The organism is Sphingomonas sp. (assembly GCF_017744835.1).
Taxonomy (GTDB): domain Bacteria; phylum Pseudomonadota; class Alphaproteobacteria; order Sphingomonadales; family Sphingomonadaceae; genus Sphingomonas.
This window is the reverse complement of record NZ_JAGIAM010000002.1, coordinates 147,099-165,846: the sequence shown is the minus strand read 5'-3', so window position 1 is coordinate 165,846 and position 18,748 is coordinate 147,099. Positions and strand designations below refer to the sequence as shown.

The window sequence follows — 18,748 nt, the reverse complement described above, 5'->3', positions numbered from 1 at the left end:
TGCGCGTCAGCCCGCCGCCACGGCCCGCTGGTCGCGCGCCGCGTCCGCGCCCATGCCCGATAGGCGCTCCACCGAGTCGGTGTCGCTGCGGCTCGCCTCGAGCCAGGCCTGGAACATCAGGATCGTCCAGAGCTGGACGTGTGTCCTCCGGCGCCCCGCGATGAAGTCGGACCAGAGCGCCTGCACATGGTGCGGGTTGAGGAAGCCCTCGCTCGCCACGCGCGAGAAGGCGAGCAACTCCTCGGCCCAATCGCGCAAATCGGTGCGCAACCACGTCTCGACGGGTACGGCGAACCCCATTTTCGGACGCTCGACCAACGCCTTCGGCACATATCGGTACAGCAGTTCGCGCAGGATGTGCTTGCCAGTGCCCTCGCGCACCTTCTCGGACATCGGCAGCTGCCATGCATATTCGACGACGCGGTGGTCGAGAAATGGGATACGCCCTTCCAAGCTCACCGCCATTCCCGCCCGGTCGACCTTCACCAATATGTCGTCAGGCAGATAGGTGAGCGTGTCGAGGTACATCATTCGCTGGCGGAAATCGTCGAACTGCGGCCCACCGGCGCTCCCCGAACGGGAGTCGCCGGCGGAGTTTAGAACCAGCGCTTCGGGGTCCATCGTCTGCGAAACGAGTCGGCGGTACATGCCGTCGGGCGATGTCTCGCCGATTGCCTGGCCGAGCCGCGGTAGCCTGTCGGCCAGCCCGAGCTGGCGGTGTCGGCTGGGCGCCAGCCGCATCAGTGCGTCGGCGGCACCTGCCGCCCCGGGGCGCTGCAACGCGCGCGCCACTGCCCCGCGCACCGGGCCCGGCAGGCCCTTGGCTGCGGTCCAGAGCCGCATTCCCGCGGCATAGCGGTTGTAGCCGCCGAACAGTTCGTCGCCGCCGTCGCCCGACAGGCAGACCGTTACGTGGCGCCGGGTGAGGGCGCTGACCAGATAGGTCGGCATCTGCGACGAATCGGCGAAGGGCTCGTCCCAGATCGACGGCAGGCGCGGCAGGAGGTCGAGCGCGTCCTGCGCAGTCACATAGAGCTCGGTATGGTCGGTGCCGAGATGCTCCGCCACTGCTTTGGCATGACGGGCCTCATTGAAGCGGGGGTCGTCGAAGCCGATCGTGAAGGTCCGCACCGGTCGCGCCGACTGGGCCTGCATCAGCGCCGCGATCAGCGAGGAATCGATCCCGCCCGAAAGCAGCGAGCCCAGCGGCACATCGGCTTCCATCCGCCGCAGCACGGCGTCCTTGAGCAGCCCGTCGAGCGTCTCCAGCGCCTCAGTGCCTCCGGCCACCGGATTGGCCGCACCATGCGCAGCTGCCGCGGCGAAATCCCAATAAGCCGTGGGCTGCCCGATGGTCCGGCCGTTGTCCCGAATCTCGACGAAATGCGCCGGCGGCAGCTTTCCTATGCGTTGCCAGATGCTGCGTGGGGCAGGGACATAGGCATAGCGGAAATATTCGGTAAGCGCTGCCCGGTCGATTTGCCGTTCGAATTTCGGGTGCCGCGCCAAGGCCTTGAGCTCGGAACCGAAGACGAAGTCTTCGCCCGCGCGTCCATAATATAGGGGTTTTTCGCCCAGCCGGTCGCGGGCAAGCGTCAGCACCCGCCGCTGCCGGTCCCACAGCGCGAGCGCGAACATGCCGTTGGCACGCTCCAGCGTCTGTTCGAAGCCCCAGTGATCGATCGCGGCGAGCAGGACCTCGGTGTCCGAGTGGCCGCGCCAGCTGGGGGCGGCGCCGACCGCTTCGAGCTCGCGTCGCAGGTCGTGGTGGTTATAGATCTCGCCGTTGTAGACGATGATGTAGCGGCCCGAGGCGGAGTGCATCGGCTGGTGGCCCGCCGCCGACACGTCAATGATCGCGAGCCGCCGGTGCCCAAGCGCGATGCCGGCTTCGGCGTCGAGCCAGACGCCGCTGTCGTCGGGGCCGCGATGAGCAATGCTCGCGGTCATTGCCGCCAAAATCGCGCTGGCGTCGGAACGCCGGTCGCTGGTCCAAAAGCCCGTCAAACCGCACATGCCGCAGCCCTAGCCGATCGCGTGGCCTTTACCTAGCCCGCTTGTGCTCCAGCGCGCGCGTGATCGCTTCGAGCAGCGGCTCGCGCTGCGAAGCGACCGAATAGCGCTCCACCACGCGTTCGCGCCCGCTTGCGCCCATCGTGCGTCCCAGGTCCGGCCTTTCGAGCAGGTCGGTGAGCGCCGCAACCCATTCCGCCGGATCGCTCGCGAGAAAGCCGTTCTCGCCCTGCGCCACGATGTCGCGGTTGACGCCGACCGGCGATGCGACGACCGGCAGCCCGCATGCCATGTACTGTATAAGCTTGTAACCGCACTTCCCTCGTGACCATAGGTCGTCGGTCAGCGGCATGATGCCGACGTCCATGGATTGGATGTCGGCGATTTCTCGTGCTTCGTTCCAGTCGACCGAATCGACGCCTTCGATCCCGCGCGCCGCCGGCCCCGCGCCAACCACGCGTAGTCGCGCGCCCTTTTGGACGAGCAGCGGCAGCAGGGTGGGAAGGAGCGGAACCACATAGCTCCACGTCGAAGGTGACCCGATCCATCCTATGACGGCGCCGCCTCGCGCGCGCTCTGCCGGGCGATAGATTGCGGTATCTACCACGGTGGGAATGATCACCGTGTCTGGGCAATAGCGCGCCGCATAGTCGCGCAGGTACGCGTTACCGCACATCGCCACCGTCGTGTGGCGGAGCAGTGGTGCCAGCTTGTTGCCGAGCAGCCTACGCACCAGCGCGCGCCTATTGTGGTCATAGGTGTGGAAGATCGCGTCGTCATAATCGACGAGCAGCGGAACGCCTACCATCCCTGCCAGTCTCTCGAACGGGCCGGGTAGATACGGGAAGAGTTCATATTGTATCCAGAGCGCGTCATAGCTGCGCGCGGCGAGCAGATCCTTCAGGCGGCGGGCATAAGCAGCGGCCACGGCGGGCCGGCTTGCCGGGCGCCCTTCGGCCAGTCGAGCAAGATAATCGTCGTCGAGCAGCGGCCGTATGTCGAACTCGATACGCTGTTCGGCGAGCAAAGGCAGATATTGCTCCAGCCGCTGCCGGGTGCTCGCGGCGCGACGGCCATATTTGGTCAGGGCGAGGATGCGCGGCATGAGCGACTCTCGCTTAGGAGGGGCGCGTGGTGATCGGCTCGGCGCGTCCCTTGACGGCCGGCCTGCTGAAGATGTTTCCGAGGTCGCGAAACAGAAGCACGAAGCCGCGACATGTGTCGGCGAATTCCTCGGCCGACAAGCGAAGCAGCGCGCGAGCGAAGCGCGGCAGTGGCTCGATCAGCAACGTCGTCGCCGCCACCACGGCGCTCGCCCCCCGTGAGAAATGCTTGTCCGCGTAGAGGAGGCGGCTACGGAGTGCATAGAAAAGCCGCGTCGCCTTTACGCGTTCGGACGATCCCCCACCCTTGTGAAACGCTTCAGCGCTCGCAAGGTAATGGACACGGAAGCCAGCGCGATGCACCCGCAGCGAAAGGTCCAGATCTTCCAGATAGACGAAGAACCGCTCGTCGAAGCCGCCCAGCGATTCGAAGAGCGGCCGTCGTATCAGATAGAAGGCACCGATCACATGGTCGACGTCGCGGCTCTGGAGATGATCGAAGTGGGTCATTTGCAGAGGCGGGAACAGACGGGGGGCGACGCTGCCGAGACCGAGCGCCGCGCCCACGAAAGTGCGCCAGGAGGGGAAATGCGCGCAGCCGCGCTGCGTCTCTCCCGATTCCTCGATCAGGCGTACGCCGCACACGCCCACATCCCTGCCCGTCTCGCTCTCCATAAATTTCAGGGCGGTCCCCAAAGTTTCGGCCCCGAAGCTCGCATCGGGGTTCAGGAACAGCAGATAGGGAGCGGTGGCGGCGGTGGCCCCCAAATTGCAGGCTGCCGCGAAGCCGAGGTTGCGCTCGGACCGGATTATCTGGGGGGTTCCCTGTTCCGCGCCCAAGTCGAGCGATCCGTCGGTTGAACCATTGTCGACGACAATGACCTTGCCGACATGCGGGCCGCCCTCCGCCGCGACCGAGCGCAGGCAGCGACGCAGCCAGTTGCCGGAGTTCCAATTGACGATGATGATGTCGGCGACGGGCATCAGGACAGGATCAGCCCTTCGCGCAAGCTCAGATAGAACAACAGAATCGCGTCCGCCCAGAATATCAGCACCGGAAGCCACGTCTTCTCCGAAATAGGCGCCCTGTGCATTAGGAACACGCCGCTAACGAACAAGACTTCCTTGCTTCGCTGGCCGACCATTGGGGCGTCTGCGAAGATGACGAGAAGCACTAGCGACGATATCAGCATCGTCAGCAATGTCGCGTGGTACCGGCCCATCCTATACCAACCCATCGCAACTGCGGCGGCGCAGGCCATGGCAAGGACGAGGTTGTTGATGGACAGAATGCTCAGATTTTCGATCGCGATGGTGTTCTCGAGATACGACCGCAGAAGCGGGTTGTAGCCCGAAAACGTATCGACGATGAATGTTCTGAGCGAACTCGAGAAGCCATAGACGATCGCCAGCGTGATGCCGATCGTGACGGTCATCACGTTCCCCTTCACCGTGCGCGCGCCCACATAGGCCAGCAGCAGCAGCGCTGTGCTCGAGTGAAAAGCGAATCCCAGGAGGATCAGGGCGGCGCCGCGCAGATATTTCAGCTGCAGGAACAGGTGAATCGCGAAGTAGCCGAACGCAAGGCCGACCGCGGCACGGATCTGCGTGTATTCCTGTGTCGGATAGAAAGTGATGACATAGGCGACCATCGCCAGCAGTGGGTGCGAGAGATGGCGATGGAACAGGTAGAATTTGATACCCAGCGCCGTGCCTACCAGCGTCAGCACAAGATATTCGAAAGGCAGGTGTAGAACGCTCTGAAAAAACCATGCGACCAAATGGAAGCCGGGTTCGAACCTGGTATCGTAAAACGACAGGTCGCTCGGAATCGTCGCGTAATATCGCAGGTATTCGATATAGTCGCGGGATTCGCCGAGCCAGCTGAATGCCGCCATCGGCGTCAGCAGCGCCCAGGTTCCGATCAGCACGAAGGCGGAAAGATCCAGCGAGCGGCCCGCACGCAGCGGCGCCAGCGGCGCGACATTGCGTTCGCCGAACTGCAGAGGCCGGAGCGAAAAGCGGGGCGTGTTCGCAGGGGTCATTGGTCGACGCATTCGCACAAGGGTGTCGCATAGGCAACTACGCTGCGGCGCTGGACCGGTCGCATGGGCGCTGATAAGTGGGCCGCTGCATCAAAGCCGGGCCGCGCTTTCCATGATTGGACTTACCGGCGTCTCCCGCGCCTCTGCTTTTGCTCGCTAGCTGGGGCCTTCAATGTCCGTCCGCCGTTCCGTAACCTGGTCTTTCGCTGGTCAGATCGTATCCTCGGCGCTGCTCTTCCTTATGGCGATGGCAGTAGCGCGCTTGCTCACGCCGGCCGAGATGGGGGTCTTCGCTCTGGGGTTCGCAACGGCCGGCCTCATCAACATTCTCGCCGCGGTAGGCACCTCCGCCTATGTCGTGCGCGAGGCGGAGCTCTCGTCCGGGCAAATAGATACAGCGTTTACAGTCAGTGCGATCCTGTATTGCGGATTGAGCCTCGTGATTTTCGCAGCGAGCTTTGCAGCTGCTGCGATGGTCCACGAGCCGGGCGTTGGCGCGGTTCTCCGCTTCCTCGCGCTCAGGCCATTGTTGCTGATCGTCGAGTTCCGCCCCGGTGCCCTGCTCCAGCGCGAGATGAAATTCCGCCCGATTGCGCTGATCCTGGTGGCTTCCGCCGCCACCAACTTGCTGGTGACCGTCGGTTCAGCCGTCAGCGGCGCGAGCTACATGAGCATGGCCTATGGTACATTGGCCGCAGGTGCCGTGAGCGCTCTGGGCTATTGCATCGCCGGTGCGCGCCACGTCCGGTTACGGTTCTCGCTGTCGCACTGGCGTACGCTCACGGCATTCGGGCTGCGTCTGCTGACGATCAGCGGCATCGCTGCCCTCGTGCATCGCATGTCCGAGATCATCATGGGCCGGCTTCTCGGCCTTCCTGCGCTGGGTATCTTCACCCGGGCGACACAGATTTGGGACCTGATCTATTTCAACCTCTACGGGTCGGTCACGCGCGTGATCTTCTCGCAGCTCTCAAAGGATTACCGCGAGCGCGGCGACATCAAGACCACCTACATCCGTGGCATGGAGATGCTCACCGCACTCATCTGGCCGGCCGCACTGGGCCTCTCGGTTCTTTCCAAGCCCGCCGTGCTCATCCTCTTCGGCAGCCAGTGGCTCGCGGCGGCGCCCGCGCTTTCACTGCTGATGATCGCGCTTTTCGTTGCCGTCGGATTCGGCATGAACTGGGAGTTGTTCGTGCTCAAGGACGAGATGGCGCGGCAGACGCGTCTCGAAATCCTGCGCGCGGTGGGAAGCCTCGGCGCCTTTACCGCTGGATGCATGTTCGGCATCACTGCGGCCGCCGCCGGCCGTATCGTCGACTGCGTCATCGGCTTCGCACTCTATAGTCCGCACATACTTCGCCTGTCAGGCGCGACTGCCGGAGAGCTCTTCCGCGCGTTCGCGACCAGCCTGCTGATCTCGCTCGGTGCAATCCTGCCGTCGCTGCTGTTGATGATTGGCAACGATTGGTCGGCCTCGGTGCCCATTGCCCATGTGCTGGGCAGCGTTGTAGCCGGTATGTGCGTGTGGGGCGCGTTGGTTTTCCTGCTAAGGCACCCCTGGCGCGACGAGATCCTGCGCGTGATCGCCTTGGTCCGGCTACGCCTGGGCCATCCGGGCGGCAATCCAATGGTAGAGGAATCCGATGTCCCGTGAAGTATCCAGCTATTTGAACGATGCCTACTCGGTAAAACGGGACGACTATTACACGAGCGCGCGCCGCGATTTCGTGGCTGACCTTCCGCACAACCCGAATGCGGCAATCCTCGAACTCGGCTGCGGCAACGGCGCGACCGGCGCGCTCGCACTCGAGCAGGGCAAATGCGGCACCTATGTCGGCATCGAGATGTTCGAGCCAATGGCACAGGAAGCCATGCGCGTGCTCACCGCCGTGCATGTGGGCAACGTCGAGACGATGGAGATTCCCTATGCTCCCGGTACCTTCGACGCGTTGATATGCAGTGAAGTGCTCGAGCATCTCGTGGATCCTGAACCGGTGCTGCGCAAGCTTGTCGCTCTACTCAAGCCGGGGGGGCTCGTGTTCGCGAGTTCGCCCAACATCGCTCATTGGCGAATCATCCTCGGGCTGGTGCGCGGGAAATTCGAATATGAGGATTTCGGTGTGATGGACCGCACGCACCTGCGCTGGTTCACGCCAGCCAGCTACCGCGCCCTGTTCGAGGCCGCTGGGGTTGAAGTTGTCGACGTGTCTCGTCACGCAACCCTTCCCGGATGGAAGAAGGCGCTGTTCGGCTTGCTGGGCAAGGGGCTGGGCCACCTCACCTGGTACCAGATTGAAATTCGCGGAAAGCGCGCTGGCGGCCGGTGATCGAGCCGTGAACCGGACCCAACCGGATCGGCAGCAGCGGTAGCCACAAAGCAGGCCCGAAGCAGGAAAGCGCTCTCCTGGGCGCGATGCCCGGCCGACTGGACGCCGCCGTTCTGGCGGCGCGGGCCCGCGCGCCCTTATGATGCGCAAATGGTTGAAATCTAGCGGCGGACCCTTGCAATGTAGGATTTCGGCTGCTCTGTGGTCGTTGCCCGGGCGAAAAACCGTGGGTCGAGCAGTTCGCCGCGCGACGCGCGAAGGAGAAAGAGGAGAATCATGGCAATTGACCCGCAGATAATTGCGGAGATTCAGCACCAGCTGACTTCGCATAACCAGGATCCGCAAGCACATGACTTGGCCGATCTTCGCAATCGTATTTCGACTCTGGAGAGCACTGTCGGAATTTGGAGCGTCGTCGCGCGCGACCAGTTCAGCGGAGCGTCGGGGCCGCTCACGACGACCGAGACGGGGCAGACCTGGACGCCTTGGCTGGCGCCCAATCTTCCCTATCACACCGACGGCAAATGCGTCAGCCCGGACGGTGGCACGCGCGGAGCCGTGATCAACGGAGGCATCTCCGACGGCCAGATCGAGGCCGATCTCAACCCGGGAAATTCGAATGCGGGGCTCTATTTCCGCTACAAAGACGCGGTGAACTATCTGTTCCTCGCTCGTATTCCAGATGGGCTCGGACTCTCGCGCCAGGTCAACGACGTGACTACGGCCCTCGCGCCGACGATCTTCATTCCGTTCGTGGCGGGGGAACGAGTGAAGGTCCGCTTCCTGGGCCCGACCATCCGGCTCTTCCGCGTCTTTGACGGCGTCGAAGATCTTCTCCTCACCGTGGAGGACGATCACTGGATCGGCCAGACGCGCTACGGCGTGCGGATGGCCGGCACGGGTTCGGCCGATAATTTCCGACTTCTGGGGCGGGAGGCACTTTAATGGTACAGATTGTCAGTCAGACGCGCATCCGTTCCAACGTGTACGATGCGCCCAATGTCGCGCTCGCCGAGCGGCTTCGGCTGTTCAGTGAGGATGTGTTGGCTTGGGCCGGCATCGATTCCTCGGCACCCAGTCTCGAGCGCGCACGCGCGATCGTCGGGTGGGTAGCGGCGCACGCCGTGCATCCCGATTCCCGGCTACACCCCGCGAGCTCGACGGCGCACACCGACGTGCTGCCGGTCGGCGAAACCTGGGCGACGTTCAACGCGGAGTTCGACAATGCGACCAACATCCAGCGCGACCTCGATTATTGGTACGCGCTGTTTCCCGACGGCATCACGATGCTCGAAAAGCTGATCGGCACGGTCGATTCACAGGGCAATGTCGCCGACGACGGCATGCTGGTCCGTGACGACACGCAGCACTGGCGGATCCGCAACTTTCAGGATTTCCGGGCAGTCCAGTGCACGCTCCAGTGCAAAATGGCGCAGCCTCTGCTGGCGGTGCAGGGCATTCCCAGCCAGGACATCTCTACGGTGAGCCACGACCCCATGATCGTGTATATCGCCGAGGAGGCCCGCTGGATCTATATCGATCCGACGTTCGGCGAAGTGCAGACGCTCGACGGCGAGCTGCTGGATCCGCTAGAGCTGGTCACGCTGAGCTTGGCCGGTCGAGCTGACGAGATCGTCGGAATCAAGCTCCCCGGTGCCGACTATCTCGACGGAACCTATTTCTCCGGAGACCGCCTGCCGGCCGGCATGTCGTTCATGACTGTCCATACGGCGCCACACTGGGCGGGCGGTTCCACGGCCCGTGAGCCCTACCGGTTCGGCGATCTGCCGAGCCAGTCGGACTATTGGGACGTGCCGGGAACGGCCGAGCAGATCCTTCCCCAGCTCGGCTGCGGCTTCGCCGGCGTTCGCGCATATGGCACCACCGTCGAGGTCCGTCTCGTCGGCAACTGGCCCGACCAGGTCGGCTTCGAGCGCAGCACCGACGGCGGTGCGACGTGGAACAGCTGCTATTCCACGGATTATCCGCTCCAGGGGGTGGGGGAGATCAGCTACCGTAGCGTAGACGCGATGGGATCGGCGGGAACTTCCGCCACGGTGACCGTCTAGACGTAGTCGGCCTCGCGCTCAGCGCGGGACAGGGTGGCCATGCGAGGCGAGCAGCGCCTCGATGGCCTCCCGGTCCTGAAAGTGGCTGTATCGCCCGAGCAGCGAGCGTTTCACGAACGGGAAGCCGGCCTCGGCCAAGTCGAGAGCGCATTGAAGCGAAGGGTCGTGCAACGCGGGACCCTTGGCATACCACATCGCACCGACACGCATCCGCCGCGCCGCGAGCCGGGCGAAGCGCGTCTCCTGCACGTTGATGACGTTGCGATAGCTGTCGAGCGAGACGCGCTGCGGGATGGCGGAGCCGAATGCTCGGATGCGCTCGGGAGTGACCTCGCGCAGATGAAAGGCATAGGACTGGAGGTGGTTCTCGAACAGCCAGCTCGCAGTGAAGCCGGTGAGGTCCCAGGGCGAGCGCGCGATGGCGGCCTCGATGTCGCCGAACGGCCCCAGGACAGAGTCATTCATGACCAAAAGATCTGCACCGGGTGAGCGACCGGCGACTTCCGCCAGCGCGAGCGAATAGGCCGAGAAATCGAACCCTCGCAAGCCCTTCCAGTACAAGGCGTCGGCGCTGCCTTCGAGGACGGCAAGGTCTTCTGCTCGGGGAGCCGCCGCGATAGCGAGCAGCCCGCCCGGCAGCGCGCGCAGCTGTTTCAGGGTGAAGCGATGCGCGGGCGTTAGCTGCCCGTCCGGCAAATAGAGGAAATAGCAGTTCCAGCGCGATCGCCGCGTTACCGGCAGGAGCGCACGATACGGCGGGGCAGGGCGGAACCCCATCAGGAACGACTTCGCACGGCTGAGCCGCGACAACAGTGTGGGGCTCGACGGGACGAAGCTCCAGTCGCGGCAGAGCTCGGATGGAGGCGCGCGCCGCAGGCCTGCAGCGAACGACGAATCCGCGTTCATGGGAGCGACGGCGGGCCGTGGCGTCGAGGAGACGGCGCAATCACGGCTTTGCGGCCGCAGGCGCGATCGGCGCGATCTTCACATCGGAGATCCACGGCGCTGCGGCGCCCGCCTCGCCAGGCTCTCCCGGCACCGCCTGTATCGACAACCACTGGAAACCGCAGGTCGCGGGAACCGCGAAATCGACTTCGATGCGCCGGCCTTCCTCGGGAGCGGCGGGCAGTCGATAGCGGAGCAGTTCCGCATTCCCAACCGCGCAGCGCACCGTGACGCTCGGCCCCGTGCTGCCTGCAGCCGTTATTCCGCCTGTAAGCGCCTGGAGCCGAAACTGTCCGCCGCCAAGGTGCAGCAACTGGGTGGCCGCATCCCCGGCGGCATCGGGCGCTGCCGGCATCAGTAGCACCGTCGCTTCGGTCCCCGGAACCCGTTGGCAAGGCTCGGGTCGCAGCGCCGCATTGTCCGTATATTGCCAGCCGAACGGCGGCAGGGGAGTGTCGGAGCAGAAATTGGGGTCCTGCACGCGTGCTGCGGAGCCGCCGGCCCGCGTGAAGGACTGCCAGGCCAGATCAGGTCGGCCCATAGCCGCCATCCGGGACAGCGCACGCGAGAGCAACTGCCGCTCCTGTGGGTCACCCGCATTCAGGTTACGTGCCGCAACTTGGTTCAGCGTCACGGCGGAGGGCGCTTCCCAGGCCACTTTCGTCAGGAATTCGGCGCGCCAATCCGGGGCGGCGCGCAGGATCCGGGTAAGCTCGGCAGCGATCGCAGGGTCTTCGCTGGCGCTCATGAGTACGCTCATCAGCTTTTCGCGGCTGTCGCGCGAGGTGCGCATGGCGATGTCGTAGTGGCGAAGCGCGCCAGGCACGTCGCCGCGTTCGACGCTGCGTTCCAGAAGCCAGAGCTGGGCCTGCAGATCGCGCCGCGAAAGCTTCTCGCTGCGCTCGAGCATCGTCGCGGCGCGGTCGTTCCGTTGGTTTACGGACTCGATCAGCGCGAGCGCCGCCAGCGCCGTCACTTCGGTCGGATCGCGCCGGAGCGCGGCATGAGCCAGGTCGCGCGCCTGTTCCTGCGCGGCCGCGGAGGGGAGGCCCCCGGTCGCAAGCGGCCCTAGGACGAGCCGCTCCGCCAGCTTCGCCTTCGCCGTCGCGTCGTAGGGGGCATAGCGAAGCGCCGTCTCGGGGTTCCTCGTCCCGAACACCCCCGCGGCGGTGACGGACGCCGTAGCCAGCGCTGCTCCGAGGCCGAGCACCGACAGCGCGGCGAGGCGCGCAGATTGCCTGGCCCCTGGCATGACCTCAGCTCAGCTTGGACGATTCGGTGCGGCCATAGCCGTAGCCATAGCCGTAGCCATAGCCATAGCCATAGCCATAGCCATAGCCGACACGCTTCGGATTGTAGCGCGTCAGCACCGCGCCCAGCAGGTGCGCGCCGCCGGCCTCAAGCCGTCCGAGCGCCACCTTTACGGCATTGGCGCGGCTCATATGGGCGCGAAGCACGAACACGGAACCCTCGACGCGGCTGGCAAGGAGAGGCGCATCGGCGAGGCCCATGACGGGCGGAGAGTCGATTACGACATGGTCGTACAACTCTCCGAAGCGCGCCAGGAGCGTATCGAGGCGCCCGCTGCTGAGCAGTTCGGCCGCACTCGGCGGCTGCGGACCGGCCGGGAGAATGCCGAACCCTTGTTCCGGCGTGAGAACGAACTTTTCGATGTCGTCGCTGCCGGCGAGCAGATTGCTGAGACCCCCGTCGTTCGGCAGCCCGGCAAGATGGTGAACCGACGGCGAGCGCATGTCGCCATCGACGAGCAGCACCGACTTGCCGGTCCGGCGCAGCACCCGTGCGAGCGCGTAGGCAGTGGTCGACTTGCCTTCCGCCGGCTGGGTGCTGGTGACCAGCAGGCTGCGAGGCAGGCCGTGATCGGTCGCGAACGTGAGGCTGGTGAAGATCGCCAGATAGGCTTCGGAGAGATCCGACTTCCTGTCTTCCAGCGCCGCCACCGCGTCGTCGGTCTTGGTATCGGGGACCAGGCCGAGCAGCGGGAGCTGGAGCACCCGTTTGACCTCGGACGGATCGTCGATCGCATCGTTGAGATGCTCCAGGAGAACCGCGAGCGCGCCGCCGAGGCCGAGACCGATGAGCAGGGCGACTGCCAGGTTGATCAGGAAGCGAGGGCTGCTCGGGCGTTGCGAAATTTGCGCAGGATCGACGACCGAGATGTTGTTGACGCCCACGCCGCCGGCGACGCCGATCTCTTTATAGCGCTGCAGCAGCGCGTTATAGAGCTCGCGGTTCGTGTCCACGTCGCGCTGGTAGATATTGTACTCGATGCCGCGACGGCGGAGATCGAGCAACCCGCTCTTGAGCTGGTTGACGCGCTCCTGCAGGCGCTTTTCACGATCGACGGCGGCGCGATAGGTGCTCTGCAGCGTGCCGCTCACCCGGGCTTCCTCGCGCCCGATCGCGCTGTCGAGCGCGCCGATCTGCTGCTGCAGCGCACGCGCCGCCGGATAACCGGGTTCGAACTGGGTCAGCAAACGGCTGTATTCCGCCGCAAGCTCGGCGCGCTTCTCGCGCATCCCGGCGATAGCCTGGTTCTGCAGCGTTTCGGAAACCGTCGCTCCCGAGTTACCCAGACGGCTCTGCGCCTGGACGCGGTCCGCGGTCGCCTGGGCGAGTTCACGGTTCAGCGCGACGAGGTCATCAGCCACGATCGAGCGTTCCCCGGTGCTGCTGTCGCCCGCCTGCCCCGAGTTGGCGGGAAGGTTGATGATCTGCTGCTGCGACGCATAGGCGACGAGCTTGCGCTCCGATTCATCCAGCTTGACGCGCAGCTGCCCCAGCCGGCTCTCGAGGAAGCTGCGCGCATAGGCGGTCGCATCATATTTGCGGCGCAGCGTCGTCTCGATGAAGTTCTGCGCCCACGATTGGACGACGGTCGCCGAAAAAGCCGGATCCGGGCTCGTGTAGGAAATCGTCACCAATCGCGAGAGGCGGATCGGGTTCACTTCAAGCCGCTTGAGCAGCAGCCCGCCGGCAATCTCGGCACGCCGTTCGCGCGACGGCGCTCCCGGCTTCAGTCGGCCGTTGTCGAACCACTCGCTTGCCGAGCGGAAACCGGCGCGTTCGAAGAACTTGGGGTCTTCAGGCAGGCGCAACGACACTGCTACGCGTTCGGCGAGCGCCTGCGATTGCAGCAGGCTGTACTGGGTCTGGTAAAATTCCAGGTCGACCGGCGTGGTCTTGGGCTCGACGCCTTCGACGCTCACGATGTTGAAACCGTCGCGCTGGATCTCCAGCGTGCTCTTCGACGTATATTGTGGCGTCATCGACAGGGTGATGATTACCCCGATGATGAAGCACGACGCCGTCGAGGCCGCGATGAGCCATTTGCGGCGCCAGAGCAGGTCGCGATACTGCGTCACCAGCGAAATCTTCGATGGCAGGCGCGTGGCACCCTCGGGCTGGTCCGCCGATCGCGGAGTTTCGGCCGCGGAGTGCGCTTCGTTGCGCCGGAAGGAGATTTCGTTCATCGGAGCTGGGCTTTCCACGCTTTACTGCAGCAACGCAATGAGAGGAGCCGAAAGAATCGGCGCGCTGTTGATGATATCCCGGAAGATCCGGCGAGCCTGGGAGGTTCCGACCAGCACCACGTCGTTGGCGAACACTTCCGGGTCCGAATAGAGGCCCTGGCGGATGGCGCGCACGTCATAGAGGGCGGCATAGCGCTTTCCCTCCACCGAGCGCAGCACCACCACATGCTTCATGTTGGCGAATTCGGTCACACCGCCGGCGCGGGCGATCGCGCGCATGAGCGTGAGTTTGCCGGCCGCGGGAATCGCGCCGGGGCTCTTGACCTCGCCGTCGACGGTGACGACCTGGCTGACCGCTTCGACCACGTTCACCGACACCTGCGGATTGCGGACATGGTTCTGCTTGAGCAGCGTGCCGACCTGCGTTTCGAGCTCGTTAGCCGACACGCCCGACACTTCCATCGAACCGATCAGGGGCAACGAAATCCGGCCGCTGGCGTCGATCTGCACTACCCGCGAAAGCTCTGGCAGCCCGAAGACGTCTACGGAAACCTTGTCGTAGGGCCCCAGCACATAGGCGCGCGTGAGATTGGAAACGTCTTCTCGCGTCGGCGGCGGCAGAGTATCGGCGTTAACGACGCTCAGCGTTTCAGTCGAACGAAGTTCCTGCGAAGAGGCACAGGCGGCCGTGACTAACGTAGCCGCCAGTGCAAGGTAGAGTTTCATCGGGACCTCATTTGTGGACATGGTCGCGAGCAGCTGCACGCGCAGACGAATAGGAGTGATGTCGGGGCCCGGAAGCTACCGAGTTCGCCGGGGACTTATCAGCTTGCCGCGTGGTGCTCAACCATGTCACGCACACGCCGAACAGGCAGCCGAGCAATGGCGTGCGAAGCGGGTAATCGGCTGTACTCGCAAGCAAAAGTATCAGCACGAATACTGCTCCGAGCAACGCCAGCCGGTCCCTTGCGCGGAAAGCCTCCATGCTGCGGCGTGCGAACCATGCCAAAAAGCCGACAAGCAATGCGGCTGCGGCCAGGCCGCCGGTCATCAGCAGCTCCATAAGGTCGTTGTGCGCATGGTTTAGATAGGTCGGCTTGAGGTCCTGGAACGGCTCGTAGATTCGGAACAGAGGGTCGAACGTTCCCAGGCCCGAGCCGAGCAGGAAGTGATCCTTCACCATCTGCACATAGAGCCCGAAATTCGCGATGCGGCTCTCGCTCGCATATTCCCGGCCCGTGAGTCGGGTGAGCGTCGAGGCGCGCTGATAGTTCAGCAATCCATACAGCGCGGAGACCGCAACTACCGATACGATGATCAAGAGCAGCGCGTAGCGACGCCCTTTGGGTCCGCCCAGCCGGCCCGGGCGGAATAGCGCCCCGGCGGACGCGATCCCGACTATGGCAAGCGCCAGACCGGCGCGCGAACCGGTGACCAGGATCATGATCATCAGCAGCAGGCAGCCGCCGATCGTGATCGCGAGTCGCCATACCGAGCCTAGCCGCTGGGTGCTGGTCGAGGAGAGGAGAACCGCCAGTAGCGGCATGGCTGCGGCCAGCAGGGCTGCCTGATGGTTGCGGTTGGCGAAGAGCCCGACTGCGATGCCGTTGTTGGTGATTTCATAGAGGTGATACGGGCTTTCCTCGCCCGCAGTGAGTTGCAGGGCCCCCAGCAGCACGCTCACCAGCACGCCCGCAGCGAGCACCCAGAGCAGGAGTTCGTGCTGGCTGGTGCGCAGGCGCGCGGCCAGCAGCATCGCGGCGGCAGGAACGATGAGTCCGATCAGGCTCGCAAGCGTCAGGTCGGGCGCAATGCTGATCGGACGCCAGGTCGCGGGCTGGCCGATGGCGGCCGCGGTTTCGGCGAACATCGCGCGTCCCGGCAATTGTTCCCAAATCGCGGGAGGCAGTGGGATCAACTGGGCGACGTGAATCGCTGCGAACAGCGCCAGCAACAGCAATGGGGTTCGCAGCGTGCGCATATCCTCGACGCGAGCACGAGCCGCCGCGACCACGAGGAGCACCGCTGCCGCGGGTTGGAGATAGAGCAGCGACGTCACGTCGTTGCGCGATCCGCCGCCGCCGAGGAAGCACAGCAGCAGAAGGGCAAGCATCAAGCCCAGATCGACAACGGGCGCGGGCATGCCTGGGGTGCTCCTGAAACGACCCGCTGCCTTGTCCACGCGCGCTTGCTCCGATGGTTGCTGGGTGCCGCTCGCCAAGAGGCGGGGCGGCTGCCGAGGTTAGGCTTCGTCGTCCGTAACGACCAGCCCGAAAAAGGGTGGGCCCCGGAGCCCTAGACCAGCGTGCAGTGCCAGCCAATAGGCAGAGTGCCGCAATCGGCCGCATGATGGGGCGAGCCGAGCACTCCGCGCTTGAAAAATGGGATTTCCGCTGATAGGTGGCCTCAACGACGCCGCAACCCATGTTCCGGCGAACCCTATTCTATTGAATTTGATCGGAGCTGTACGGCCTTATGCAAATCATCGTTCGCGACAACAATGTCGACCAGGCGCTGCGGGCGCTCAAGAAGAAGCTGCAGCGTGAGGGCGTCTATCGCGAGATGAAGCTCCGCCGTCACTATGAGAAGCCCAGCGAGAAGCGCGCCCGTGAGCGTGCCGCTGCGGTCCGTCGTGCCCGCAAGCTCGAGCGCAAGCGCATGGAGCGCGACAGCGCCCGGTAAGAATCCTGCGCTTCGGTGCAGTTTTCTTTCACGATTCGCGTGAAAAGTGCGAAGTTAAGCGGCGGAACGCCGTGTGGGGAAATGACTCGATGTCCGTGACCGCCGTTCCGCTCCAGCCCGTCAAGCGCGCCTACAAGGTCTGGCTGTGGATCGGCGTCGTCGCCGCGATCCTGCTCGCCTTCGCGCTTGCCTGGGCGGGCACTCGCACCGCGGTCGTCGCGCGCTACTCGCCCGAGGAATTCCTCGCCTGGAACAAGGGCCAGCCCGGCGTCCAGACGACCGCCTCGGGCCTGCAGTACCAGGTGCTCCAGGCAGGCGAGGGCCCCACGGCCGCCGAGCAGGACGGCGTGGTGCTCGAGATCGTCGGCACGCTTCGCAACGGCACCGAGTTCCAGCCCAAGACGCCGATGCGCTTCCAGGTTGGTCAGCCGATGATCCCCGGCTTCACCGAAGGCGTGAAGCTGATGAACAAGGGCTCGAAGTACCGCTTCTGGCTCCCGCCGAACCTCGGTTACGGCGCCGAGCCTGGCAGCCAGAACGAGCTCGCCAAGGAGGTCCTCATCTTCGACGTCGAGATGAAGGAACTCGTCCCCGCCTCGGTCATCCAGCAGATGATGATCCAGCAGCAGATGATGCAGCAGCAACAGGGCCAGGCTCCGGGCCAGGGCGGTGCGCCCGAAGGCGCCCCGGGCGAAGCGCCGCAGCGCTGATTTCGCTCAGGCTGCGGTGTCCAACACCCAGCGCTGGTTCCCCTCGAACCCCATCGCAGTGAGCTTGCCGCTGGCATAGGCACCTGTGTCCAGGCCGATCCGGTGCGGCGTCAGTTCGGCCTCTTTCGTCACGGTGTGCCCGTGGACGATAACCTTCTCAAGCGGCCCTCGGTGATCGAGGAACTCGGACCGGATCCATCGTAGATCGCTGATCTCCTGATCGCCCAGGCTCCTGTCCGGCCGTACGCCGGCGTGTACAAAGGCATAGTCGCCGACCACGATCAGGTCCTCGAAGCCCTTGAGAAAGGCGATATGCTCCTGCGGTACCCGCGCGCGGAGCAACTCAAGCAGCTCAGGATAATCACAGTCGCGATATTCACGCTCGGTGACGCCATAACTCAGGATGGTCTCCCGACCGCCGATCCGAGTGAAGAAGGCGAGCATCTTCAGATCGCCCGCGAGCGCCTTGAGGAAGACTTCCTCGTGGTTGCCGAGCAGGAAGCGGGTTTTGCGGCTACCGCGGCTGAGTTCTAGGGCGCGTTCGACCACTTGCGCCGATTGCGGACCGCGGTCGATTAGGTCTCCGAGGAGAAAAATTTCGCTCTCGCCTGCGCTTCGCTGCGCATCGTCTCGCGCGATCTGGACGAGAAGTGCATCCAGCAAGTCTAGGCGACCGTGAATGTCGCCAATCGCGTAAATCCTTCTGCCGGCCGGTATGGAGGCGACAGGTTGTCGGGCTGCGGTCCGCCCTCGAAAGAGACGCGCGATCATGGCTGTGGAACGCCGGAACAAAGAATGAGCACGCAAATACTCATATCAGCCCAAAACAAAAGTGGCGGCCTTTTCAGGCCGCCACTCGTAACTCGTGATACCGAGCAGCTACTAGGGGCTGTCGGGATCGTCGTCGTTGTCGGCGAGCGCAATCGCGCCACCGATGATCGCGGCAGTGGCGAGCACGCCGATGATCACGGCCGGCCGAAGGTCGCTGTCCTTCTCGCTGGCGGTCGCAGCGCGCGACAGCGACAGCTTGGAGGCCGGAGCCGCCACAACCGGCGTCGCCGCCATGGTCACGACGGCAGCTGCCGTCAGAAGCTTTGACAACATTCTTATTACTCCCTCTTCAAGCTCCGGTGCTCTCGTCAGGAGGTCCTATGGCACAGGAGCCCCCAAACGGCAACACCTCAAAATCCAGGCTCCGGACAAGAACGCCCAGCCGTTGCCTGAACGCAACACAGGTTCGGTTGAACTCCGAACTTCTTAGCCCACAACCCCGACCCGTGCTGCGAGCACATGAGTGGTCATAGCGCAGCGCACCATTGCAGCCAAGTGGGTTAAGGAAAGATGTTGAGACAATTGG

The 18,748-nt window shown here is 64.3% G+C and carries 17 protein-coding genes; 6 read left to right on the top strand and 11 right to left on the bottom strand.

From position 1 onward, the window contains the following. Nucleotides 1–6: 6 nt before the first annotated feature. The 4 genes from asnB to J7500_RS06825 are packed head-to-tail and all read right to left on the bottom strand — an operon-like array spanning nucleotide 7 to nucleotide 5,161. Nucleotides 7–2,016 (bottom strand): asparagine synthase (glutamine-hydrolyzing), encoded by a 2,010-nt coding sequence (gene asnB, locus J7500_RS06840; RefSeq protein ID WP_294060878.1) that lies wholly within the window; start codon nucleotides 2,014–2,016, stop codon nucleotides 7–9. Between the two features lie 28 nt (nucleotides 2,017–2,044). Further along, nucleotides 2,045–3,118 (bottom strand): glycosyltransferase family 4 protein, encoded by a 1,074-nt coding sequence (locus J7500_RS06835; RefSeq protein WP_294060877.1) that lies wholly within the window; start codon nucleotides 3,116–3,118, stop codon nucleotides 2,045–2,047. 13 nt (nucleotides 3,119–3,131) lie between these two features. Then, a complete protein-coding gene (locus J7500_RS06830) occupies nucleotides 3,132–4,100 on the bottom strand; it encodes a glycosyltransferase family 2 protein (RefSeq protein ID WP_294060876.1) in 969 nt (322 codons plus the stop codon). After that, nucleotides 4,100–5,161, bottom strand: a complete 1,062-nt coding sequence (locus tag J7500_RS06825; protein WP_294060874.1) for an EpsG family protein — start codon at nucleotides 5,159–5,161, stop codon at nucleotides 4,100–4,102. Before J7500_RS06825 ends, J7500_RS06830 begins: the two co-directional genes overlap by 1 nt. Nucleotides 5,162–5,333: 172 nt before the next feature. On the opposite strand from J7500_RS06825, the gene J7500_RS06820 reads away from it, so the two are divergent. From J7500_RS06820 to J7500_RS06805, 4 genes are all read left to right on the top strand, one after another. Then, on the top strand, nucleotides 5,334–6,818 hold the full coding sequence (locus J7500_RS06820) for an oligosaccharide flippase family protein (RefSeq protein ID WP_294060872.1): 1,485 nt from the start codon (nucleotides 5,334–5,336) through the stop codon (nucleotides 6,816–6,818). Further along, on the top strand, nucleotides 6,808–7,491 hold the full coding sequence (locus J7500_RS06815) for a class I SAM-dependent methyltransferase (protein ID WP_294060871.1): 684 nt from the start codon (nucleotides 6,808–6,810) through the stop codon (nucleotides 7,489–7,491). Before J7500_RS06820 ends, J7500_RS06815 begins: the two co-directional genes overlap by 11 nt. Before the next feature lie 276 nt (nucleotides 7,492–7,767). Further along, on the top strand, nucleotides 7,768–8,436 hold the full coding sequence (locus J7500_RS06810; protein ID WP_294060870.1) for a hypothetical protein: 669 nt from the start codon (nucleotides 7,768–7,770) through the stop codon (nucleotides 8,434–8,436). Beyond that, complete coding sequence (locus J7500_RS06805; protein WP_294060869.1) at nucleotides 8,436–9,560, top strand: hypothetical protein; 1,125 nt, start codon at nucleotides 8,436–8,438, stop codon at nucleotides 9,558–9,560. Before J7500_RS06810 ends, J7500_RS06805 begins: the two co-directional genes overlap by 1 nt. An 18-nt stretch (nucleotides 9,561–9,578) precedes the next feature. Here J7500_RS06805 and J7500_RS06800 read toward each other — a convergent pair whose 3' ends face one another. The 5 genes from J7500_RS06800 to J7500_RS06780 are packed head-to-tail and all read right to left on the bottom strand — an operon-like array spanning nucleotide 9,579 to nucleotide 16,142. Next, nucleotides 9,579–10,466, bottom strand: coding sequence for a hypothetical protein (locus J7500_RS06800; RefSeq protein WP_294060868.1), 888 nt, complete (start codon nucleotides 10,464–10,466; stop codon nucleotides 9,579–9,581). A 40-nt stretch (nucleotides 10,467–10,506) separates the two neighbouring features. Next, nucleotides 10,507–11,757, bottom strand: a complete 1,251-nt coding sequence (locus J7500_RS06795) for a hypothetical protein (RefSeq protein ID WP_294060867.1) — start codon at nucleotides 11,755–11,757, stop codon at nucleotides 10,507–10,509. 4 nt (nucleotides 11,758–11,761) lie between these two features. Next, nucleotides 11,762–13,999 (bottom strand): GumC family protein, encoded by a 2,238-nt coding sequence (locus tag J7500_RS06790; RefSeq protein WP_294060866.1) that lies wholly within the window; start codon nucleotides 13,997–13,999, stop codon nucleotides 11,762–11,764. A 21-nt stretch (nucleotides 14,000–14,020) separates the two neighbouring features. Further along, complete coding sequence (locus J7500_RS06785) at nucleotides 14,021–14,725, bottom strand: polysaccharide biosynthesis/export family protein (protein ID WP_294060864.1); 705 nt, start codon at nucleotides 14,723–14,725, stop codon at nucleotides 14,021–14,023. A 7-nt stretch (nucleotides 14,726–14,732) separates the two neighbouring features. Then, nucleotides 14,733–16,142, bottom strand: coding sequence for an O-antigen ligase (locus tag J7500_RS06780; protein ID WP_294060863.1), 1,410 nt, complete (start codon nucleotides 16,140–16,142; stop codon nucleotides 14,733–14,735). 332 nt (nucleotides 16,143–16,474) lie between these two features. Here J7500_RS06780 and rpsU point away from each other — a divergent pair, with 332 nt between their 5' ends. Continuing rightward, nucleotides 16,475–16,681, top strand: a complete 207-nt coding sequence (gene rpsU / locus J7500_RS06775) for a 30S ribosomal protein S21 (protein ID WP_010545388.1) — start codon at nucleotides 16,475–16,477, stop codon at nucleotides 16,679–16,681. Between the two features lie 89 nt (nucleotides 16,682–16,770). After that, nucleotides 16,771–17,391, top strand: coding sequence for an FKBP-type peptidyl-prolyl cis-trans isomerase (locus tag J7500_RS06770; RefSeq protein ID WP_294060861.1), 621 nt, complete (start codon nucleotides 16,771–16,773; stop codon nucleotides 17,389–17,391). A gap of 6 nt (nucleotides 17,392–17,397) precedes the next feature. On the opposite strand, the gene J7500_RS06765 is transcribed toward J7500_RS06770, so the two are convergent. Further along, the gene (locus J7500_RS06765) at nucleotides 17,398–18,162 is read right to left on the bottom strand and encodes a metallophosphoesterase (protein WP_294060860.1); all 765 of its coding nucleotides are present in this window, start codon (nucleotides 18,160–18,162) and stop codon (nucleotides 17,398–17,400) included. 111 nt (nucleotides 18,163–18,273) lie between these two features. Next, on the bottom strand, nucleotides 18,274–18,495 hold the full coding sequence (locus J7500_RS06760) for a hypothetical protein (RefSeq protein ID WP_294060859.1): 222 nt from the start codon (nucleotides 18,493–18,495) through the stop codon (nucleotides 18,274–18,276). Nucleotides 18,496–18,748 lie beyond the last annotated feature (253 nt).

Excerpts from the sequence above, each read along its gene's own strand:
- J7500_RS06760 (WP_294060859.1), bottom strand. The coding sequence starts at position 18,495 with ATGTTGTCAAAGCTTCTGACGGCAGCTGCCGTCGTGACCATGGCGGCG.
- rpsU (WP_010545388.1), top strand. The coding sequence starts at position 16,475 with ATGCAAATCATCGTTCGCGACAACAATGTCGACCAGGCGCTGCGGGCG.
- J7500_RS06815 (WP_294060871.1), top strand. The coding sequence starts at position 6,808 with ATGTCCCGTGAAGTATCCAGCTATTTGAACGATGCCTACTCGGTAAAA.
- J7500_RS06830 (WP_294060876.1), bottom strand. The coding sequence starts at position 4,100 with ATGCCCGTCGCCGACATCATCATCGTCAATTGGAACTCCGGCAACTGG.
- J7500_RS06795 (WP_294060867.1), bottom strand. The coding sequence starts at position 11,757 with ATGCCAGGGGCCAGGCAATCTGCGCGCCTCGCCGCGCTGTCGGTGCTC.
- J7500_RS06820 (WP_294060872.1), top strand. The coding sequence starts at position 5,334 with ATGTCCGTCCGCCGTTCCGTAACCTGGTCTTTCGCTGGTCAGATCGTA.
- J7500_RS06800 (WP_294060868.1), bottom strand. The coding sequence starts at position 10,466 with ATGAACGCGGATTCGTCGTTCGCTGCAGGCCTGCGGCGCGCGCCTCCA.
- J7500_RS06810 (WP_294060870.1), top strand. The coding sequence starts at position 7,768 with ATGGCAATTGACCCGCAGATAATTGCGGAGATTCAGCACCAGCTGACT.
- J7500_RS06785 (WP_294060864.1), bottom strand. The coding sequence starts at position 14,725 with ATGAAACTCTACCTTGCACTGGCGGCTACGTTAGTCACGGCCGCCTGT.
- J7500_RS06765 (WP_294060860.1), bottom strand. The coding sequence starts at position 18,162 with ATGATCGCGCGTCTCTTTCGAGGGCGGACCGCAGCCCGACAACCTGTC.
- asnB (WP_294060878.1), bottom strand. The coding sequence starts at position 2,016 with ATGTGCGGTTTGACGGGCTTTTGGACCAGCGACCGGCGTTCCGACGCC.
- J7500_RS06835 (WP_294060877.1), bottom strand. The coding sequence starts at position 3,118 with ATGCCGCGCATCCTCGCCCTGACCAAATATGGCCGTCGCGCCGCGAGC.
- J7500_RS06770 (WP_294060861.1), top strand. The coding sequence starts at position 16,771 with ATGTCCGTGACCGCCGTTCCGCTCCAGCCCGTCAAGCGCGCCTACAAG.
- J7500_RS06780 (WP_294060863.1), bottom strand. The coding sequence starts at position 16,142 with ATGCCCGCGCCCGTTGTCGATCTGGGCTTGATGCTTGCCCTTCTGCTG.
- J7500_RS06825 (WP_294060874.1), bottom strand. The coding sequence starts at position 5,161 with ATGACCCCTGCGAACACGCCCCGCTTTTCGCTCCGGCCTCTGCAGTTC.
- J7500_RS06790 (WP_294060866.1), bottom strand. The coding sequence starts at position 13,999 with ATGAACGAAATCTCCTTCCGGCGCAACGAAGCGCACTCCGCGGCCGAA.
- J7500_RS06805 (WP_294060869.1), top strand. The coding sequence starts at position 8,436 with ATGGTACAGATTGTCAGTCAGACGCGCATCCGTTCCAACGTGTACGAT.